General features: G+C 38.0%; 12 protein-coding genes, 2 rRNA genes and 1 other RNA gene. All 15 read left to right on the forward strand.

Annotated elements, in window-relative coordinates:
* The first annotated feature begins 52 nt into the window (after positions 1-52).
* Positions 53-3,997 carry a DNA-directed RNA polymerase subunit beta' gene (gene rpoC, locus ILYOP_RS00985; RefSeq protein ID WP_013386640.1) on the forward strand — a complete coding sequence of 1,315 codons (3,945 nt, stop codon included), beginning with the start codon at positions 53-55 and terminating at the stop codon, positions 3,995-3,997.
* Positions 3,998-4,134: 137 nt separating this feature from the next.
* Positions 4,135-5,013, forward strand: a complete 879-nt coding sequence (locus tag ILYOP_RS00990; RefSeq protein WP_013386641.1) for a YicC/YloC family endoribonuclease — start codon at positions 4,135-4,137, stop codon at positions 5,011-5,013.
* 11 nt (positions 5,014-5,024) lie between these two features.
* Complete coding sequence (locus tag ILYOP_RS00995; RefSeq protein ID WP_013386642.1) at positions 5,025-5,264, forward strand: extracellular matrix/biofilm biosynthesis regulator RemA family protein; 240 nt, start codon at positions 5,025-5,027, stop codon at positions 5,262-5,264.
* A 2-nt stretch (positions 5,265-5,266) separates the two neighbouring features.
* The gene (gmk, locus tag ILYOP_RS01000) at positions 5,267-5,821 is read left to right on the forward strand and encodes a guanylate kinase (RefSeq protein ID WP_013386643.1); all 555 of its coding nucleotides are present in this window, start codon (positions 5,267-5,269) and stop codon (positions 5,819-5,821) included.
* Between the two features lie 45 nt (positions 5,822-5,866).
* Positions 5,867-6,079: a DNA-directed RNA polymerase subunit omega gene (rpoZ, locus tag ILYOP_RS01005; protein WP_013386644.1), complete on the forward strand. Its 213-nt coding sequence runs from the start codon at positions 5,867-5,869 to the stop codon at positions 6,077-6,079.
* 3 nt (positions 6,080-6,082) lie between these two features.
* The gene (locus ILYOP_RS01010; RefSeq protein WP_013386645.1) at positions 6,083-7,075 is read left to right on the forward strand and encodes an FAD:protein FMN transferase; all 993 of its coding nucleotides are present in this window, start codon (positions 6,083-6,085) and stop codon (positions 7,073-7,075) included.
* A gap of 115 nt (positions 7,076-7,190) precedes the next feature.
* Positions 7,191-9,182: a sodium-translocating pyrophosphatase gene (locus ILYOP_RS01015; protein WP_013386646.1), complete on the forward strand. Its 1,992-nt coding sequence runs from the start codon at positions 7,191-7,193 to the stop codon at positions 9,180-9,182.
* Between the two features lie 295 nt (positions 9,183-9,477).
* Positions 9,478-11,271 carry a DNA primase gene (dnaG, locus tag ILYOP_RS01020; protein ID WP_013386647.1) on the forward strand — a complete coding sequence of 598 codons (1,794 nt, stop codon included), beginning with the start codon at positions 9,478-9,480 and terminating at the stop codon, positions 11,269-11,271.
* Between the two features lie 17 nt (positions 11,272-11,288).
* On the forward strand, positions 11,289-12,515 hold the full coding sequence (rpoD, locus tag ILYOP_RS01025; protein ID WP_013386648.1) for an RNA polymerase sigma factor RpoD: 1,227 nt from the start codon (positions 11,289-11,291) through the stop codon (positions 12,513-12,515).
* 91 nt (positions 12,516-12,606) lie between these two features.
* Entirely contained in the window at positions 12,607-13,596 is a 990-nt protein-coding gene (locus ILYOP_RS01030) for a sigma-70 family RNA polymerase sigma factor (RefSeq protein WP_013386649.1), read from the forward strand.
* The gene (locus ILYOP_RS01035) at positions 13,596-14,663 is read left to right on the forward strand and encodes a Nif3-like dinuclear metal center hexameric protein (RefSeq protein WP_013386650.1); all 1,068 of its coding nucleotides are present in this window, start codon (positions 13,596-13,598) and stop codon (positions 14,661-14,663) included. Before ILYOP_RS01030 ends, ILYOP_RS01035 begins: the two co-directional genes overlap by 1 nt.
* An 11-nt stretch (positions 14,664-14,674) precedes the next feature.
* The gene (locus tag ILYOP_RS01040) at positions 14,675-15,235 is read left to right on the forward strand and encodes a hypothetical protein (protein WP_013386651.1); all 561 of its coding nucleotides are present in this window, start codon (positions 14,675-14,677) and stop codon (positions 15,233-15,235) included.
* Positions 15,229-15,569: RNase P RNA component class A (rnpB, locus tag ILYOP_RS15220), an RNA gene on the forward strand. The genes ILYOP_RS01040 and rnpB overlap by 7 nt, the downstream gene beginning before the upstream one ends.
* A 388-nt stretch (positions 15,570-15,957) precedes the next feature.
* Positions 15,958-17,479, forward strand: a 16S ribosomal RNA gene (locus ILYOP_RS01045).
* A 202-nt stretch (positions 17,480-17,681) separates the two neighbouring features.
* Positions 17,682-20,613, forward strand: a 23S ribosomal RNA gene (locus ILYOP_RS01050).
* Together the 16S and 23S rRNA genes form the textbook arrangement of a ribosomal RNA operon.
* The last annotated feature ends 30 nt before the right edge of the window (positions 20,614-20,643 follow it).

Genomic DNA, 20,643 nt, shown 5'->3' on the forward strand with positions numbered 1-20,643 from the left:
CTATTTGAGTGTATATAATACTTATCTCAAGTAAGGAGGCTTTGCAGTTAATATGGGAATTAAAAATTTCGAAAAAATCAGGATTAGACTAGCATCTCCGGAAAAGATTCAAGATTGGTCTTTTGGAGAAGTAACTAAACCGGAAACAATTAACTATAGAACACTTAATCCTGAAATGGATGGTCTTTTCTGTGAAAAAATATTTGGTCCAACTAAGGACTGGGAATGCGCTTGTGGAAAATACAAAAGAATGAGATATAAAGGTCTTGTTTGTGAAAAGTGTGGAGTAGAAGTAACAAGAGCAAAAGTCAGAAGAGAGAGAATGGGGCATATTAATCTTGCCGCTCCAGTTTCTCACATCTGGTACTCTAAAGGTACTCCAAACAAGATGTCTCTTGTTCTTGGGATTTCCCCAAAAGAACTTGAATCAGTTCTTTATTTTGCAAGATATATCGTAATATCTACAGGTGATACGAATCTTAAAGAGGTAAAGATTTTAACTGAGAGAGAATACAAGCTATACAGACAGCAACACGGAAAAAGTTTTGAAGCTCAAATGGGTGCAGAAGCTATTCTTAAATTGCTACAAAAGATAAATCTTGAAGAACTTCAAGTAGAACTTGAAAAAGAGCTTGAAGATGTAACTTCTTCTCAAAAGAGAAAGAAGATAGTAAAAAGACTTAAAATAGTAAGAGACTTCAGTGAGTCAGGTAATAAACCTGAATGGATGATACTAAAAAATGTTCCAGTGATACCAGCTGACCTTAGACCAATGGTGCAGCTAGACGGTGGAAGATTTGCAACTTCAGATCTGAATGACCTTTATAGAAGAGTAATAAACAGAAACAACAGATTGAAAAAACTTTTAGAAATAAAAGCACCTGAAATCGTTGTAAAAAATGAAAAAAGAATGCTTCAAGAAGCTGTGGATGCCCTTATAGATAACGGAAGAAGAGGAAAGCCTGTAGTTGCACAAAACAACAGAGAACTTAAATCTCTTTCTGATATGTTAAAAGGTAAGCAAGGTAGATTTAGACAGAACCTTCTCGGTAAAAGGGTAGACTATTCTGCTAGATCGGTTATCGTTGTAGGTCCGTCCCTAAAGATGGATCAGTGCGGAATCCCTAAAAAAATGGCCCTTGAACTATACAAGCCTTTTATAATGAGAGAACTTGTAAAAAGAGAGCTTGCTTCAAATATAAAGACAGCTAAAAAACTTGTAGAAGATGCAGATGATAAAGTATGGGATGTAATTGAGGATGTAATCCAGGATCACCCAGTACTTTTAAACAGAGCACCTACTCTTCACAGACTTTCAATACAGGCTTTCCAACCTGTTCTTATAGAAGGAAAGGCTATCAGACTTCACCCATTGGTTTGTGCTGCATTTAATGCCGATTTCGATGGTGACCAGATGGCAGTACACTTGATGCTTTCACCTGAGGCGATAATGGAAGCAAAACTTCTAATGCTTGCACCAAATAACATTATATCTCCTGCAAATGGAGAACCGGTAGCTGTACCTTCTCAAGATATGGTTATGGGATGTTATTATATGACAAAAGATAAACCTGGAGCTAAAGGTGAAGGGATGGTTTTTTCGAGCATAGATAAAGTTTTGACTGCTTATCAACTGGGAATGGTTGAAACTCATGCAATTGTAAAAGTAAGGATAAACTCTGAGCTTGTTGAATCTACTCCAGGTAGAGTACTTTTCAATGAGATGCTTCCTGTGGAAAACAGAATGTATAATGTTACTTTCGGTAAGGGACCTCTTAAGAAGCTTATTGCAAAACTTTATGAGATGCATGGATTTACTATAACGGCAGAACTTATAAATGACATTAAAAACTTCGGATATCATTACGCTACGTTTGCTGGAATAACTGTAGGTATAGAGGATCTTGAAATTCCTGAGTCTAAAAAGTCGATTCTTGAAGAGGCTGACAACATGGTAGATCAAATCGAACAGGATTACAGAGACGGTAAGATAATAAACGAAGAAAGATATAGAAAAACAGTAGCAGTATGGTCAAAAGCAACTGATGATGTAACAAAGGCAATGATGGAAAACCTAGACCAATTTAACCCGGTATATATGATGGCCAACTCAGGAGCAAGAGGATCTATCGCACAGATGAGACAACTTGGAGCCATGAGAGGACTAATGGCAGATACACAGGGAAGAATCATAGAGGTACCTATCAAAGCAAACTTCCGTGAGGGTCTAACTGTATTAGAATTCTTCATGTCATCTCACGGAGCTAGAAAAGGTCTGGCAGATACAGCACTGAGAACTGCCGACTCGGGATACCTAACAAGAAGACTTGTAGATATTTCGCATGAAGTTATAGTAAACTCTGAAGACTGCGGAACACACGAGGGAATAGAAGTAGCAGAGCTTGTATCTGAAGGAAATGTAATCGAAAAACTTTCAGAAAGACTGAACGGAAGAGTCCTTGTAGAAGATGTAGTACATGAGGGGGAGCTAGTAGCCTCTAGAAATACCATTATAGATAAAGAACTTATAAATAAAATCGAAGAGCTAGAAATTAAAAAAGTCAAGATAAGATCACCACTTACATGTAGCCTTGAAAAAGGAGTTTGTAAGAAGTGTTATGGTATGGACTTAGCAACTCATAAAGAGATACTTTTAGGAGAAGCTGTAGGAGTAATAGCGGCACAATCTATCGGAGAACCTGGAACTCAGCTTACAATGAGAACTTTCCATACAGGTGGAGTTGCCATGGCCTCAGCTGCAGCAACAAGCATAAAGGCTGAAAACAGTGGTAGAATAGCATTTAGAGAAGTAAAAATACTTGAAACTGAAGACAGTGATGATAAAGTTGTAGTTTCTCAGTCAGCTAAGCTGATAATAGGAAACTATGATTATGAGATCCCTTCTGGTTCGATTCTTAAAGTAGAAGAGGGACAGATGGTAGAAGCGGGGGATACCCTAGTGGTATTTGACCCTTATAATATACCTATAATAGCTGACAATGATGGTGTAGCAGAATATAGAGAGCTATATGTAAAAGAGAGTTATGACGAAAAGTATGACGTAACAGAGTATCAGGCAATAAAACCGGTAGAATCTGGAGATATTAACCCTAGAATAATACTCTTTGATGACGATGGGAATAAAGTCGGAGTTTGTTACATACCATTCGGAGCCTTCTTAATGGTTAAAGAAGGAGACAAAGTTAAAAAAGGTCAAATCGTGGCAAAAATCATTCCTGAGGGAGCCGGAACAAAGGATATCACTGGAGGTCTTCCGAGAGTTCAAGAACTTTTTGAAGCTAGAAATCCAAAAGGAAAGGCCACTCTTTCTGAGATAGACGGTAAGGTAGAGATTACCGGTAAAAAGAAAAAAGGTATGAGAGTAATCATAATAAAATCAACTAGTGACAGTGACTTATTCAAAGAATATCTTGTTCCTGTAGGGGAACACCTTGTTGTTACAGATGGTATGCTTGTAAAATCTGGAGATAAGATCACAGATGGAGCTATTTCTCCACATGACGTACTTTCTATAAAAGGTCTTGTTGCGGCAGAGCAGTTTATACTAGAGTCTGTTCAGCAAGTATATAGAGATCAAGGGGTAACGGTAAATGATAAACATATAGAGATTATCGTTAAGCAGATGTTTAAGAAAGTCAGAATAGTAGATTCTGGTTCATCACTTTTCTTAGAAGATGAAGTTGTAGAGAAGAGGTTAATGGATCTTGAAAATGAAGTGTTAAGAGCAGCTGGTAAACGTGAGATACAGTATCAACCGATTATCCAGGGAATAACTAAAGCAGCAGTAAATACTGGAAGCTTTATTTCTGCGGCATCATTCCAAGAGACGACAAAAGTACTTTCTAACGCAGCAATCGAAGGAAAAGAAGACTATTTAGAAGGTCTTAAAGAAAATGTAATTATAGGAAAAATGATTCCTGCTGGAACAGGATTCACTTCTTATAAGACGATAGAACCTAAGAAACTTCAAGACTAATAAAATAGGCGACTTTTGTCGCCTATTTTGATATTTTTTACTCTTTATAAAATAAAAACACCGAATATCCTATAACAGGAATTAATCTAAAATTTTATCAATGAAAGATCAACTTTGAGAGAGAGGGTGGGTTTCCTATGAGAAGTATGACTGGTTATTCTAAGGAATTATTTGAAAATGATGACTTTAGAGTAAAAATAGAGATAAAAAGTGTGAATAACAAAAATTTAAATCTAAAAATAAAGTTACCTTATATATTGAATTTTATGGAAAATAAAATCAAAACAGAGGTAGCTTCGAGAGTTTTTAGAGGGTCTGTAGATCTTAGGATTGACTTTGAAGATAAGAGAGAACTCGGAGATCTATTTGAATACAACAGTAATTTAGCTTCATCTTACATGAAAGTATTGGAAAAACTAGAAGAGGATTTTAGTGAAAAATTCTCCAATAAACTTGATATTCTGATCAAACAGCCTAATGTAGTAAGAAAAAATGAGCTGGAAATAGACGAGGCTGAATATTCTGATATTGTTAAAAAGACACTTCATAAAGCCATAGATTCCTTCTTGGAAATGAAAGAGGGAGAGGGTTCTAGACTTAAACTATATTTTGAAGATCGGATAAAGTCTATAGAGGAAAAAGTTGTTCAGATAATAGAAAAAAAAGAAGAAGTTGCAGAAGACTACAGAGAGAAACTCTTAGAAAGATTGGAGAAAGTTAGAAGAGATATTGAATTTAAAGAAGAGGATCTTTTGAAGGAAATATTATTATTTACTGACAAATCTGATATATCAGAAGAGACTTCGAGACTCGAGAGTCATTTAGAACAGTTTAAAATAGAACTTGAAAAAAATGAATCAAGTATAGGAAAAAAACTCGATTTTATTCTTCAGGAGATGTTTAGAGAGCTCAACACTACAGGAGTAAAATGTAATTTGTATGACATATCAAAACTGGTTGTAGAATGTAAAAACGAGGTTGAGAAAATACGTGAGCAGGCCTTGAATATCGAATAGGAGGCAAAGAAATGAGACCTATAAATATAGGCTTTGGAAACATGGTGATAGATGAAAGGATAATAGGGATAATAGCTCCTGATTCTGCACCGAGTAAACGTCTTAAAGAAGAAGCTAAAACTCAAAACAAATTAATAGATGCTACTTTTGGAAGAAAAACAAGAGCACTAATTATAACTGATTCAGACCATGTGATAATGTCAGCCATAAATCCGGAAACTATAGCAGTCAGAATCGAAAAAGGAGAATAAGTATGAAGAAGGGTGATTTATTTGTAGTTTCGGGACCCAGTGGGGCCGGGAAATCTACTGTTTGTAAATTAGTCAGAAGGATGCTTGAAATAAATCTTGCAGTTTCTGCTACAACTAGAGCTCCAAGAGCTGGAGAAGTAGATGGAAGAGAATACTATTTTCTCACAATGGAAGAATTTCAAAATAAGATAAAAAACAACGAATTTTTGGAATATGCAAATGTACACGGCAACTACTATGGAACCTTAAAAAGTGAGGTAGAGGAAAGACTTAACGAAGGGAAGAATATAATTCTAGAGATTGATGTTCAGGGGGGAATCCAAGCTAGAGAAGAATACCCAGATGTAAACTTAATTTTCTTTAAAACACCTACAAAAGAAGATCTTGAAGACAGGCTTAGGGGAAGAGGAACAGAGGATGAAGAAACAGTCAGAATTAGACTTGAAAACTCTCTAAAAGAGCTGGAATTTGAAAAGTATTATGACAAAACTGTAATCAACCACAGCATAGAACAGGCATGTTATGATCTTATAAAAATAATAAAAAAAGAAGCATAAATATTAATTTATTAAAATATCTGAAATTACAAGGAGGAGTTTGAAATGAAAAAAGGAATTACTTATGATGAATTATTGGATAAAATACCTAATAAATATGTTTTAGCTACAGTTGCAGGAAAAAGATGTAGAGAGATTGAAAGTGGGTCTGAATCATTGGTTAAGGGTCTAAAGAAAGATACAAATGTCCAAAAAACTTTTAGAGAGATATTGTCAGATAAAATAGGTTATGATATTCAGGAAACAACTGGGGAGTAGGCTATGAAAAAGATCTTGTTTTTATTATTTTTGTCGGTAATAGGACTATTCGGATGTGGAAACAAAAGATCACAGAAAATTGAAAAGGAACTTTTTTCATTTGGCACCTATATAAAAATAACTGTTTATGACGAAGACAGCAAAAAAGCTGAAAAAGCTATTGAGGCTGCCTTTAAAGAGATAGAGAGAATCGACAGTAAATTAAATACTAAAAAAACTGGAAGTATAATAGATCAAATAAACAGCAGCAAGGATAAAAAAATAAAACTTGATTCAGAGGGAAAAGAAATATTTTCAAAAGTCGAAGAGCTATATGAAGTTTCAAACAAAAAATATGATATCACTATATCTCCTCTTATGGATGTATGGGGATTTACAACTTATGAATCAGAAAAGAAACTACCTTCTAAAAAAGAAATTGATAAAGCACTATCAAAAATAGATTACTCTAAAGTTTCTATAAAAGATGATTATCTTCTGTTTGAAAAACCTGTTGAAAAAATAGACACGGGATCTTTTTTGAAGGGTTATGCAATCTCTAGAGCTAAGCTTATAATGAAAGATATGGGAATAAAGAGTGCCTTTATAACTTCCATATCTAGTATAGAGACAATAGGGACAAAGCCTGGATCTAAAAAATGGAGGATAGGACTTCAAAATCCTTCAGATCCTACGAAAATCTTAGATGTTGCAAATTTAGATGATAAGGCTATGGGAGTTTCAGGAGATTATCAAACTTTTGTGGAAATAGATGGGAAAAGATATCATCACATACTAGATGTAAAGACTGGCTACCCTGTATCAGACAAAAAAATGGTAGTAGTAATATGTGAAGACGCCTTTACTGCAGATATGCTATCAACTGCTTTTTTTTCAATGCCAATAAAGGAAATCTTAAAATATGTAGAAGATAAAAAAAACGTAGATGTTTTTATAGTTGACGCTGATTCGAAAATAACAACTTCCACAGGATTTAATTATTTTCTTAAAAAGTAATATTTTTGAATTTTTGTATAGTAGAAGAAACGTTTACGGATATATTGTAATGCAATACCAAGGTAATTTTATAACAAAGGATATACAAATTACTTAACTAAGGAGGACAAAACAGATGGAGCAATTTATCTACATTGGAATCACAGGTGGGCTTTTGGCTTTGGTTGCATCATTCTTCTACTCTCAAAAGGTTCTGAAATATGAAATTGGTAATGAAAAGGTTGCTGAGATAACAGAGGCAATACGTGAAGGTGCCATGGCATTTCTGACAGCAGAGTACAAAATTCTTGTATGGTTTGTCGGAGGAGTGGCAATACTTTTATCGACTTTTCTGAGTATAGGGGTGGCAGCTACATTTATATTAGGTGCTTTTACTTCTGCTGTTGCTGGAAATTTGGGAATGCGAGTAGCGACGAAAGCCAACGGAAGAACTGCTATTGCAGCAAAAGAGGGAGGCCTCGCAAAGGCTTTGGATGTAGCGTTTGCAGGTGGAGCAGTAATGGGACTTGCAGTAGTTGGACTTGGATTAATAGGTGTGTCTGTACTAACACTGGTTTTTAACTGGGATATGGGAGTTATAACAGGATTTGGTATGGGTGCTTCTTCGATAGCTCTGTTTGCAAGAGTTGGTGGAGGAATATATACAAAGGCCGCAGATGTGGGAGCTGACCTAGTTGGTAAGGTGGAAGCTGGAATCCCAGAAGATGATCCTAGAAATCCCGCAACAATTGCTGATAACGTAGGAGACAACGTTGGTGATGTGGCAGGAATGGGAGCCGACCTTTTTGAGTCGTATATAGGTTCTATAATAGCAACGATGGCATTAGGAGCCACAATGGCAGCAACCACAGATATGCATGGTTATATGGTAGCCCCTATACTAGTGGCATCATTTGGAATATTAGCCTCTATAATAGCAACTCTTACAGTAAAAACAGATGACCCTAAAGAGGTATATCATAAACTTGAAAATGGAACTAGAATAGCAGGTCTTTTGGCAACAATAGCCGCCTTTATGATAGTTAAGTTTTTAGGTCTTCCTATGGGAGTGTTCTGGGCAATTGTTGCAGGTCTTGTAGCTGGTCTGGTGATAGCATTTTTCACAGGTGTCTATACTGACACAGGAAGAAAGGCTGTAAATAGAATAGCAGATGCTGCGGAAACAGGTGCTGCGACAACAATAATAGAAGGACTGGCTGTAGGAATGGAATCTACTGTGGCACCGCTTATTATAATATCATTAGCTATAATAGTGGCTCACAGTTTTGCAGGTTTGTATGGTATAGCTATAGCGGCAGTTGGTATGCTTGCAACTACAGGAATGGTAGTAGCAGTAGACGCCTATGGGCCCATAGCAGACAATGCAGGTGGAATAGCCGAAATGTCTGAACTTCCACCAGAGGTAAGAGAATGTACTGACCAGTTAGATGCAGTGGGAAACTCAACTGCAGCAGTGGGAAAAGGTTTTGCAATAGGTTCTGCTGCTTTGACAGCTCTCTCTCTATTTGCGGCTTATAAGGAAGCTGTTGAGTTAAAATCTGGTGCAGATCTTGTAATAGATGTTACTAATCCTAAGGTTATAGTGGGGTTATTTATAGGAGGAATGCTGACATTCCTTTTCTCAGCTCTTACAATGACGGCAGTCGGAAAAGCTGCTATGGAAATGGTTGCAGAAGTAAGAAGACAGTTTAAAGAGATCCCGGGAATAATGGATAAAACAACAAAACCGGACTATAAAAGGTGTGTAGAAATATCTACACGTTCATCTCTTAGAGAGATGGTAATTCCTGGAGTACTTGCAGTACTTGCTCCTGTAATTGTAGGAATGTGGTCAACTGAGGCTTTGGGTGGACTATTGGCTGGGGCTTTGGTGACAGGAATTCTTATGGCTGTAATGATGGCAAATGCCGGAGGAGCATGGGATAATGCAAAGAAACAGATCGAAAGTGGATACAAAGGAGACGGAAAAGGCTCTAACAGACATAAAGCAGCGGTAGTTGGAGATACTGTGGGAGATCCTTTCAAAGATACATCAGGACCATCTCTTAATATTTTGATTAAACTGATGTCGATTGTTTCTCTTGTTTTAGTGCCACTTTTCGTTTAAAGAAGATCTTATTTAAAATTTTTTTGAATTAATTTAAAAGATATATTTTTTTAAAAATTGATTAAAAGTTTCGCTAATACAGCGAAACTTTTTTATTTTAAATCTTTTTGAAATTAAATCAGACTTTAAAAACTTTTATAGAACATAAAAAACCTATTTTTTCTTTACAAATATACTCAAAAATAAATAGGGAATCATTGATAAAATATAAAAAATATATTATAATATAAAGTACCGACTTTGATTTTATTGAAGTTTATAAAGTTATGTATTTGAAAAAATGACGGGGAGAGTAATGAGATATAATTCCGAAGATGTAGACAAATTGATCGAAGAATTAAATATAGTTGAAGTAGTCGGGGAATATGTAGATCTAAAGAGATCAGGAGCTAATTTTAAAGGACTATGCCCATTTCATAAAGACAACAACCCCTCATTTGTAGTCAGTCCTTCGAAAAATATATGTAAATGTTTTGTTTGTGGAGCTGGCGGTAATTCTATAAAATTTTACTCAGATTACAACAAAGTCCCATTTGGACAGGCAATTAAGGATCTTTCTGAAAAGTACAAGATCAAAGTGAAGCCTGTAAAGGGGTATGATGTATTAAGAGACACCAATAAAAAGTATTATGAAATTTTAAATGACGCACTTGAATATTTTTGTGAAAAAATATTTTCCAATGAAGGCAGAGATGCCTTGGAGTACCTATCAAAAAGAAAGTTCAAACCTGATTTTATATCTGAAAATAAAATCGGATTTGCCCCTAGGGGATGGAGCAACCTCTATGACTACCTTTTGAATAAAGGTCACGAATTAAACGACATAGTGACACTTGGATTGGTGAAAGAGGGTGAAAAAGGACACTATGATGCCTTCAGAGACAGAATCATGTTTCCGATATATTCTCCATCAGGGAGTGTAATCGCTTTCGGTGGAAGAAGCTTAGAAGACAGAAAAGATATACCTAAATATATTAATTCACCGGAAAGCCCTGTTTTTCACAAGGGACAAAACTTATACGGGATAAAAGAAAAAGGAAATATAATAAGAAGAAAAGCTTATTCAATAGTTATGGAAGGATATATGGATGTACTTTCAGCTCATTCCTTTGGATTTGACGTAACAGTTGCCTCGTTAGGGACAGCTTTTACAGAAGATCAGGCAAAATTACTGAAAAGATATACATCTAATGTTATACTAGCTTTTGATATGGATAATGCAGGTAGAGTTGCTGCTGAGAAATCGGGAATAATTCTAAAGTCCCACGGATTCAATATAAGGGTATTAGAACTTGAAAATGCCAAAGATCCTGATGAATTCTTGAAAAAATATGGTAAAAATGAATTTTTGAAATCTGTAAAAGAATCAAAGGAAATATTTGATTACTTATACGAGTTTTATTCCAAAGAATATGATCTGACAAACTTGATGGCCAAACAAAATTTTGTTGATAGATTTAAAAGTTTTTTTCAATCAGTGGAAACTGATCTGGAAAAAAGTCTCTATATAGACAAACTATCAAAGTCACTAGAAATTGATAAAGAACTTTTAAATGATATTCTTATTATCAATAATAAAAAAAGTAAAAAGAAAATAAAAAGTGAAATTTATAAACAAAAAGATTTCGGTGAAAAACGAAGCGAGATAATAGACAAACTGGAAATGGATACACTGAAAATAATATTAACAAAACCGGAATATTATTCTTATTTTCAAGAAAAAAAAATAAAAAGTAACCTTTTTCATAAAATCATTGTCTTTTTTAGTGAGGATCACACGTCTGGAAATGGTGTAAAGATGATTTTAAATAGTGATTCTTTTGAAGAGGAGGAAAAAAAGCAAATTATAGAGATTGCTGCATCAAGCATTGAGTATTCAGATGAAAAAAAACTTTTTAAAGATTTTAAAGAGGTATATCTAGGTTGGTTCAGAAGAGAAATAAAAGAGACTCTTGAAAAATATAAGATACACGGAGATATAGTTTCTTTTTTTAAAATAAGAAAAATAAGTGACAACATAGAAAAAACAGACACTGATCTTGAAGAATTAAAAAATCTTTATCGTGAATTCAAAACTTTTAATATATAGAGGAGGCACTTAAAGTAATGAAAGACTTTATTAGGAATGAGAAGGCGCGTGCTTTGATAAGAAAGTCAATAGAGGAGAAAGTTATAACTTTTGAGGAAGTAAATGAAGCGCTACAAGATGATTTTCCAGTTGATAAAATAGAATTCCTTATAAACGGAATGATAGATCAGGGTATAAAAATCATCAGGAGAGAGGAACTTGAAAAAGTAAAGTCTGAAGATAAGGATGGAAAAACCTCTGTGAAAGCTGCTACTCCTAAAGTTGCAGTAAAAGTAGACGAGAAACTGGATTCAGAACAAGTAGAGACAAATAAAAAAGTAAAAAAAGTAGAGGGAGATTTTAACCCTGCGGAAATAGAAGAAGTAACTGAGGAAGAGTTATCTCCAGAAAAGCTTATGACAATAAGTTCCGGAGTAGATGTAGACGAACCTATTAAGATGTATCTAAGGGAGATCGGACAGGTACCATTACTTACTCATAAGCAGGAGATCGAGCATGCAAAGAATTCTGCCGAAGGTGATGAATGGGCAACCCAACAGTTGGTAGAAGCCAACTTGAGACTTGTTGTAAGTATAGCAAAAAAGCACACAAACAGGGGACTGAAATTGTTAGACCTTATTCAAGAGGGAAACATAGGATTGATGAAGGCTGTTGAAAAATTTGAATATACCAAAGGATATAAATTCTCGACTTATGCAACTTGGTGGATAAGACAAGCTATAACTAGAGCGATAGCGGATCAAGGAAGAACTATAAGAATACCGGTGCATATGATAGAGACGATAAACAAGATAAAAAAGGAAAGCAGAATATACCTTCAGGAGACAGGAAAAGATGCAACACCAGAGGTTCTTGCTGAAAGATTGGGAATGGAATCTGAAAAAATAAAGGCTATACTTGAGATGAATCAAGATCCGATATCCTTAGAAACTCCAGTTGGAAGTGAGGAAGATAGTGAGTTAGGTGACTTTGTAGAAGATAACAAAATGCTCAGCCCTTACGAGCAAACAAATAGAAATCTTTTGAAAGAACAACTAGACGATGTACTTCAGAGTTTAAGTGAGAGAGAGGAAAAAGTCTTAAGATTTAGATATGGTTTAGATGACGGATGTCCTAGAACACTTGAGGAAGTCGGTAAAATATTTAAAGTTACTAGAGAAAGAATCAGACAGATAGAGGTAAAGGCTCTTAGGAAACTAAGACACCCAAGCAGAAGAAAAAAATTGGAAGATTTTAAAATGTAAAAAAAAATTAGGAGTTTTAACTCCTAATTTTTATTTGTTCTCAAATTATTATAGGTGTATAATAAAAAATATTGCTTCAAGGAGTTGGAAAATGTCTTTAAATATAAAAAAATTAAAGAAAAAAATTAAAGAAAAGGTACTTCTTCAGAAGGATTTTGAAGAGTTTGTATGCCAAGAGTGCAGCGAAGAGAAGGATTTTCAGGACCTTATTGACCTTATTTTTAAAGAGAATATAGAAATACAGGAGAATGAAGAAAATTATGAAGATAATATAGGAGACGGTTATTATAGTGAAGAGATATTAGAACAGTATTTTCATGATATCTCACTGTATACTCCGATACCAAAAGAAAAAGAAAAAGATATAGTAAAAAAAGCTCAGGATGGTGATGAAGAGGCACGTGAGATGCTTGTAACTTCTAACTTGAAACTAGTCGCTAAGATTGCTATGAAATATTCCAAATCAGGTGTTAATTACATTGACCTTATACAAGACGGAACAATAGGACTTATAGCTGCCATTGATAAATATGATCTTTCTAAGGGTCATAGTTTCACATCTTATTCTGTATGGTGGATAAAAAGGGAGATAATAAACTCTATAGCGAATAGAATAAATGCAATAAAAATACCTAGTTATGTCTATCTTATGAATAAAAAAATAAGAATATTTGAAGATGATTTTATGGAAAGAAATAACAAGAAACCCAGCTATCAAGAAATATCTGAGGCATTGAATTTGTCATTAGAGGAAGTTGAAAAAATGAAAGAAGCATCTGAAATAGGTGTAGGCGGATTTGCAGATGGCAATGAACCAGATCTAGGTGACTTTAACACAGTTGATCAGATAGATAAGGAACTTAATCTTCTAGAAGAGAGAAGTAAAATATCAAATTTAATGAGAAAAATATCTCCTGAAGAGCAAAAGGTAGTGGAAATGTATTATGGTCTTGATGACAATAAAAGATTAGGGTTCAAAGAGATATCCAAAATAATGGGTGTTTCAGTTGAGAAAGTTAAGTTTTTAAAGGAAAGGGCAATACTCAAGCTAAAATGTGCTAATGAGAGGATGTGGGGCTAGTGAGGCTTTCTGAAATAACAAAGAAATTGGAAAAGGCTTTTCCTAAAGATATAGCAGAATCTTGGGATAATGTGGGACTATTAGTAGGTGAAAAAAACAAAGATATAAAAAAAATACAGATATCGCTAGATGCTACAGAAAAAGTGATAGAAGAGGCCGTCAAAAATAATGCAGACCTCATAATAACTCATCACCCTCTTATATTTTCACCATTAAAAGCAATAAATGATTCTACTCTACTTGGAAAAAAAATAATGAAACTTATAAAAAATGATATAGCATTGTATTCGATGCATACAAATTTAGATTCGGCTGAAAATGGACTGAACAAATATGTAGCCGAAATTATAGGTGCTAGGGAATCTAAAATTATAGCTGAAAACTACCGTGATGTCTATAAACTTGCTGTATATGTCCCGAAGGAAAATCATAAAGAGGTATTAAAAAAAGTCCAGGAAACAGGGGTTTCACTGGAAGGTTATGATGATGTGTCTTATTCTACCGAATGTATAGAAAGATACAGAATATCAGGAGAAGACAATGCACATACTGTCGATAATATAAAGGTTGAGGTTATAGGGGAAAAGGGAAAGATGTTTCAGCTTTTAAATGAAATAAGAAAGATACATCCCTATGACCAAGTTCCTTATGAAATTTTTTCTGTGGAAAACAGATATCTAAAGGGGGGAATAGGAAGAGTATTTTCTCTTGAAAAGCCAGTTTTATTTAAAGAGTACGTCAACCTCGTAAAAGAAAAGTTATCAATAGAAAATCTCAGAATAGTAGCAGAAAATGAGGAAAAGTCAGTAAAAAAAGTGGCAGTTGTAAACGGTTCTGGAATGAGTTTTTTTAAAAAAATAAAAAAACTAGGCGTTGATGTTTTTGTTACTGGAGATATAAAATACCATGAGGCTTTAGATGCAGCAGAAGAAGGACTGAACTTAATTGACCTGGGTCATTATGAGAGTGAGCATTTTTTTAACCGTTTAGTTGTCCGTGAACTTATTGAACTTACAGATGTTGAAACTTATATTATGAATGAAAAACCAATTTTTAAATATAGATAAGGAGATGCTTGATGCGTAAAAAAATATTAGTTTTATTTATTTTGATTTTATCTGTGGTTAGTTTTTCTCAAATCACTGATAATCTAGGTTCTTTTTCAGATGAAGAGACAAAAAGAATAGAAACAAAAATGGAAGAAATATCTAAAAACAGTGAACTTGACTTGTATATTAATACATATAAGGCAGGGGAAAATACACAATTGAAAGTACTTGAAAAAAGTGTTATAATCGATATGGTAAAAGTAGATAATGAACATTTAAATGTAAAACTGAGTTTCAGTCAGGACATAGATATAAGCTCCTATCAAGAGGAGCTAGAAAATGTTCTTGGGAATTTGGGAAACCTTATTACCGAAGGAGAAAATGAAAAATATACCTTAGAACTCTTGAATAGCCTAGAAGACATTTTTAAAAGAATGGGAGAAGATAAAGAAATTCAAAAAGAAAAATTTTCCAAAAGAGGGAATTTAAACGGAGTATTTTTGTTTCTTGTTTTTCTTGGGATAGGTGTTTTTGTAGGAAAAAATAAAAAAGTACGAGAGTTTTTTTCTAAAATTATTAAAAATAGGTAGTAAGGTTAATCGCTGCCTGTGAAAACAGGGAGAGGAAAGTCCGGGCTCCGCAGGGCAGAGAGGGCAGTTAACGGCTGCTGAGGGAAACCTTAAGGAAAGTGCCACAGAAAATAGACCGCCACTTGCTGGTAAGGGTGAAAAGGTGGTGTAAGAGACCACCAGTTTCTTAAGAGATTAAGAAAGCTTGGTAAACCCCCTCTGGAGCAAGGCTAAATAGGAGAGAATATGGGCTGCTCGTCCACTCTCAGGGTAAGCTGCTAGAGTCGATAAGTAATTATAGACCTAGATAAATGATTAACTCAGACAAAACCCGGCTTATTTTACTACCTTTTTTAGATATAACTATGACCACAGAATTTTCTGTGGTTTTTTAATTTTTTGGAATTTATTCATAAGAGGTTTTTATTAAAAACATGTTATAAAATTAGCTTTAAAAGAATAAATATCTAGGTTATAAAGGATTGAAATAAAAAATGTTAAAAAAAGATTAAAAAACTATTGACGCCCCTTTGCAGATATGTTATTATATTTCTTGTCCGCGAGAGAAAAGGACAGACGAAACTTCAGGTGGCAAGTCAGCTGGAGATTTGGAAAACAAAAGGACATTAGCAATTAAATAGAGAAGGAAGTCAAAATCGTCATCATAGATGACAAAGAAGTCCAAACAAGGTTTGGACACAGTTAGGTGTTAATAATCTCGCAAGAGATTTAAATAAACTTTTTGAATGAAGAGTTTGATCCTGGCTCAGGATGAACGCTGACAGAATGCTTAACACATGCAAGTCGACTGGAATTCACCTTCGGGTGATAGTACGGTGGCGGACGGGTGAGTAACGCGTAAAGAACTTGCCCTCTAGACTGGGACAACTGTTGGAAACGACAGCTAATACCGGATATTATGGAACTGCGGCATCGCGGAACTATGAAAGGCTATATGCGCTAGAGGAGAGCTTTGCGTCCCATTAGTTAGTTGGTAGGGTAATGGCCTACCAAGACGATGATGGGTAGCCGGCCTGAGAGGGTGATCGGCCACAAGGGGACTGAGACACGGCCCTTACTCCTACGGGAGGCAGCAGTGGGGAATATTGGACAATGGACTAAAAGTCTGATCCAGCAATTCTGTGTGCACGATGAAGGTCTTCGGATCGTAAAGTGCTTTCAGGTGGGAAGAAGAAAGTGACGGTACCACCAGAAGAAGCGACGGCTAAATACGTGCCAGCAGCCGCGGTAATACGTATGTCGCAAGCGTTATCCGGAATTATTGGGCGTAAAGCGCGTCTAGGCGGCCTTTTAAGTCTGATGTGAAAATGCGGGGCTCAACTCCGTATTGCGTTGGAAACTGGAAGGCTAGAGTATCAGAGAGGTGGGCGGAACTACAAGTGTAGAGGTGAAATTCGTAGATATTTGTAGGAATGCCGATGGGGAAGCCAGCTCACTGGATGAATACTGACGCTAAAGCGCGAAAGCGTGGGGAGCAAACGGGATTAGATACCCCGGTAGTCCACGCCGTAAACGATGATCACTAAGTGTGGGGGGTCGAACCTCCGTGCTCAAGCTAACGCGATAAGTGATCCGCCTGGGGAGTACGTACGCAAGTATGAAACTCAAAGGAATTGACGGGGACCCGCACAAGCGGTGGAGCATGTGGTTTAATTCGACGCAACGCGAGGAACCTTACCAGCCCTTGACATCCCAAGAACTAGGCAGAGATGCTTAGGTGCCTTTTCGGAGGAACTTGGTGACAGGTGGTGCATGGCTGTCGTCAGCTCGTGTCGTGAGATGTTGGGTTAAGTCCCGCAACGAGCGCAACCCCTATCGTATGTTACCATCATTAAGTTGGGGACTCATGCGAGACTGCCTGCGACGAGCAGGAGGAAGGTGGGGATGACGTCAAGTCATCATGCCCCTTATGGGCTGGGCTACACACGTGCTACAATGGACAATACAGAGGGTCGCGATCCCGCGAGGGGGAGCCAATCTCAGAAAGTTGTTCTTAGTTCAGATCGCAGTCTGCAACTCGACTGCGTGAAGTTGGAATCGCTAGTAATCGCGAATCAGCAATGTCGCGGTGAATACGTTCTCGGGTCTTGTACACACCGCCCGTCACACCACGAGAGTTGGTTGCACCTGAAGTAGCAGGCCTAACCCGTTTACGGGAGGGATGTTCCTAAGGTGTGATTAGCGATTGGGGTGAAGTCGTAACAAGGTATCCGTACGGGAACGTGCGGATGGATCACCTCCTTTCTAAGGAGCACAGACGACCTTCTCTATTTATTTGGTATTGTTCTTTCCTGTAAAGGTTTGAATAATTACTGAGATGGACATTGGAAACTATATAGTAGAGAAATCAACATAAAATTTTTTTTCTGACGAAATTTTCGAGAATGGATTTATTTCATTCGAAGTAAAAATTGTCAAGAAAGAGAGTTAGCTGATGAACAATTTAGGTTAAGATATTAAGGGCACACGGAGAATGCCTAGGTAACAAGAGCCGATGAAGGACGTGATAAGCTGCGATAAGCTGTGGTTAGCTGCAATTGAGCATTGATCCGCAGATTTCCCAATGGGGCAACCTGCTAGATTGAAGATCTAGCGCGAAAGAGGTAAGTGGGTGAACTGAAACATCTAAGTAACCCGAGGAAAATAAAGTAAAAACGATTCCCTAAGTAGCGGCGAGCGAACGGGGATGAGCCTAAACCAATACAGTGTCAAGGATGTAGCCGTTGCTGTATTGGGGTAGTGGGAAGAACGCCTGGAGAACTACAAGGTATCCGGCAATTTTAAAGACGTAACTGGAAGGAATTGGAAAGTTCCGCCGTAGCGGGTGATAGCCCCGTACAGGTAAACTCTTTAAGTTGTGTGTTCTCTCCCGAGTAGCACGGGACACGTGAAACCCTGTGTGAATCTGCGAGGACCATATCTCGTAAGGCTAAATACTCTTGTTAACCGATAGTGAATAGTACCGTGAGGGAAAGGTGAAAAGAACCCCGGGAGGGGAGTGAAATAGAACCTGAAACCGTGTGCTTACAAGCGGTCAGAGGTCTTCGGACTGATGGCGTGCCTTTTGGAGAATGATCCTGCGAGTTACGATCAGTGGCAAGGTTAAGTATAACGGAGCCGTAGGGAAACCGAGTCTGAATAGGGCGATACAGTCGCTGGTCGTAGACGCGAAACCTGGTGATCTATGCCTGTCCAGGATGAAGCTGTGGTAAGACACAGTGGAGGTCCGAACCCACCGTCGTTGAAAAGCCGGGGGATGAGGTAGGTATAGGGGTGAAAAGCCAATCGAACCAGGAGATAGCTCGTTCTCTCCGAAATGCATTTAGGTGCAGCCTTAAGCGTTCAACTATGGGGGTAGAGCACTGAATGGTCTAGGGGGCGTACCGCTTACCGAAATCAATCAAACTCCGAATACCATAGTTCTAGAGCTTAGGAGTGAGACTATGGGTACTAAGATCCATGGTCAAAAGGGAAACAGCCCAGACCACCGACTAAGGTCCCTAATTATAGCTAAGTGGGAAAGGAGGTGGAGATTCTGTAACAACCAGGAGGTTGGCTTAGAAGCAGCCATACCTTTAAAGAGTGCGTAATAGCTCACTGGTCGAGAGTCTCTGCGCCGACAATGTAACGGGGCTAAGCTATAAACCGAAGTCGTGGAATTCAACTTTTAAGTTGGATTGGTAGGAGAGCGTTCTGTAGGCCGTTGAAGGGGAACTGATAAGGGACCCTGGAGGTATCAGAAGTGAGAATGCAGGAATGAGTAGCGAGAAAGGGGGCGAGAATCCCCCTCGCCGGAAGAACAAGGGTTCCAGGGTAAAGTTTGTCTTCCCTGGGTAAGCCGGGACCTAAGCCGAGGCTAGATTGCGTAGGCGAATGGAAAGCAGGTTAATATTCCTGCGCCGGTTATAGTTTGTGATGGAGGGACGCAGAAGGGTATGCGCGCATGGCGACGGTTGTCCATGTGCAAGCATGTAGGGTGACTTGGTAGGAAAATCCGCCAGGTTATATCTGAGGTGTTACGCGGAGTCTTCGGACGAAGGTGCAAATCCCACGCTGCCGAGAAAAACTTCTAAACGTTAAATTATAACCGCCCGTACCCGAAACCGACACAGGTGTTCAGGGTGAGAAACCTAAGGCGTACAGGCTAACTCTCGCTAAGGAACTCTGCAAAATGGCCCCGTAACTTCGGGAGAAGGGGTGCCACTGATTGTGATAGTTACAAGCGAACTAAAGCGATTGGTGGCCGCAGTGAAGAGTCTCAAGCAACTGTTTAGCAAAAACACAGGTCTATGCTAAGCTGAAAGGCGATGTATATGGGCTGACACCTGCCCAGTGCCGGAAGGTTAAGAGGAGGAGTGAGAGCTCCGAATTGAAGCCCCGGTGAACGGCGGCCGTAACTATAACGGTCCTAAGGTAGCGAAATTCCTTGTCGGGTAAGTTCCGACCTGCACGAATGGTGTAATGACTTGAGAGCTGTCTTGGCGGGAGGCCTGGTGAAATTGTACTACCGGTGAAGATACCGGTTACCTGCAGTAGGACGGAAAGACCCCATGAAGCTTTACTGTAGCTTGGTATTGGGTTTTGGCATTACGTGTATAGGATAGTTGGGAGACTATGAAGGCATGGCGCTAGCTGTGTGTGAGTCGCTGGTGGAATACCAACCACGTAATTTTGAAATTCTAATCTGTGCTTTGTACGCATGGAGACAGTGCTAGGTGGGCAGTTTGACTGGGGCGGTCGCCTCCGAAAGAGTAACGGAGGCGTTCAAAGGTTCCCTCAGGTTGGATGGAAATCAACCGAAGAGTGCAATGGCATAAGGGAGCTTGACTGCGAGACTGACAGGTCGAGCAGGTGCGAAAGCAGGACATAGTGATCCGGCGATTCCGAATGGAAGGGTCGTCGCTCAACGGATAAAAGCTACTCTGGGGATAACAGGCTGATTTTGCCCGAGAGTCCATATCGACGGCAAAGTTTGGCACCTCGATGTCGGCTCATCGCATCCTGGGGCTGGAGAAGGTCCCAAGGGTTGGGCTGTTCGCCCATTAAAGCGGTACGTGAGCTGGGTTCAGAACGTCGTGAGACAGTTCGGTCCCTATCCACTGCAGGCGCAAGAGTATTGAAAAGATCTGTCCTTAGTACGAGAGGACCGGGATGGACAAACCTCTGATGTACCAGTTGTCACGCCAGTGGCACAGCTGGGTAGTCACGTTTGGAACGGATAACCGCTGAAAGCATCTAAGCGGGAAGCCAGCTTTGAGATAAGTACTCTGTTCTATATGAACTAAGACACCTTCGAGACTAGGAGGTTGATAGGTTGGGGGTGTAAGGACCGTGAGGTTTTTAGCTGACCAATACTAATATGTCGAAGTCTTAACCTAAATCTACTATATAGTTTTGAATGTCCATGA

The sequence above is a fragment of the Ilyobacter polytropus DSM 2926 genome, from assembly GCF_000165505.1.
GTDB lineage: Bacteria > Fusobacteriota > Fusobacteriia > Fusobacteriales > Fusobacteriaceae > Ilyobacter > Ilyobacter polytropus.

What these genes read in the sequence shown, in the direction of transcription:
- dnaG (WP_013386647.1), top strand. Translation starts at nt 9,478, where the DNA reads ATGAGATATAATTCCGAAGATGTAGACAAATTGATCGAAGAATTAAAT.
- ILYOP_RS01015 (WP_013386646.1), top strand. Translation starts at nt 7,191, where the DNA reads ATGGAGCAATTTATCTACATTGGAATCACAGGTGGGCTTTTGGCTTTG.
- ILYOP_RS01040 (WP_013386651.1), top strand. Translation starts at nt 14,675, where the DNA reads ATGCGTAAAAAAATATTAGTTTTATTTATTTTGATTTTATCTGTGGTT.
- ILYOP_RS00990 (WP_013386641.1), top strand. Translation starts at nt 4,135, where the DNA reads ATGAGAAGTATGACTGGTTATTCTAAGGAATTATTTGAAAATGATGAC.
- rpoC (WP_013386640.1), top strand. Translation starts at nt 53, where the DNA reads ATGGGAATTAAAAATTTCGAAAAAATCAGGATTAGACTAGCATCTCCG.
- rpoD (WP_013386648.1), top strand. Translation starts at nt 11,289, where the DNA reads ATGAAAGACTTTATTAGGAATGAGAAGGCGCGTGCTTTGATAAGAAAG.
- rpoZ (WP_013386644.1), top strand. Translation starts at nt 5,867, where the DNA reads ATGAAAAAAGGAATTACTTATGATGAATTATTGGATAAAATACCTAAT.
- gmk (WP_013386643.1), top strand. Translation starts at nt 5,267, where the DNA reads ATGAAGAAGGGTGATTTATTTGTAGTTTCGGGACCCAGTGGGGCCGGG.
- ILYOP_RS01030 (WP_013386649.1), top strand. Translation starts at nt 12,607, where the DNA reads ATGTCTTTAAATATAAAAAAATTAAAGAAAAAAATTAAAGAAAAGGTA.
- ILYOP_RS00995 (WP_013386642.1), top strand. Translation starts at nt 5,025, where the DNA reads ATGAGACCTATAAATATAGGCTTTGGAAACATGGTGATAGATGAAAGG.
- ILYOP_RS01010 (WP_013386645.1), top strand. Translation starts at nt 6,083, where the DNA reads ATGAAAAAGATCTTGTTTTTATTATTTTTGTCGGTAATAGGACTATTC.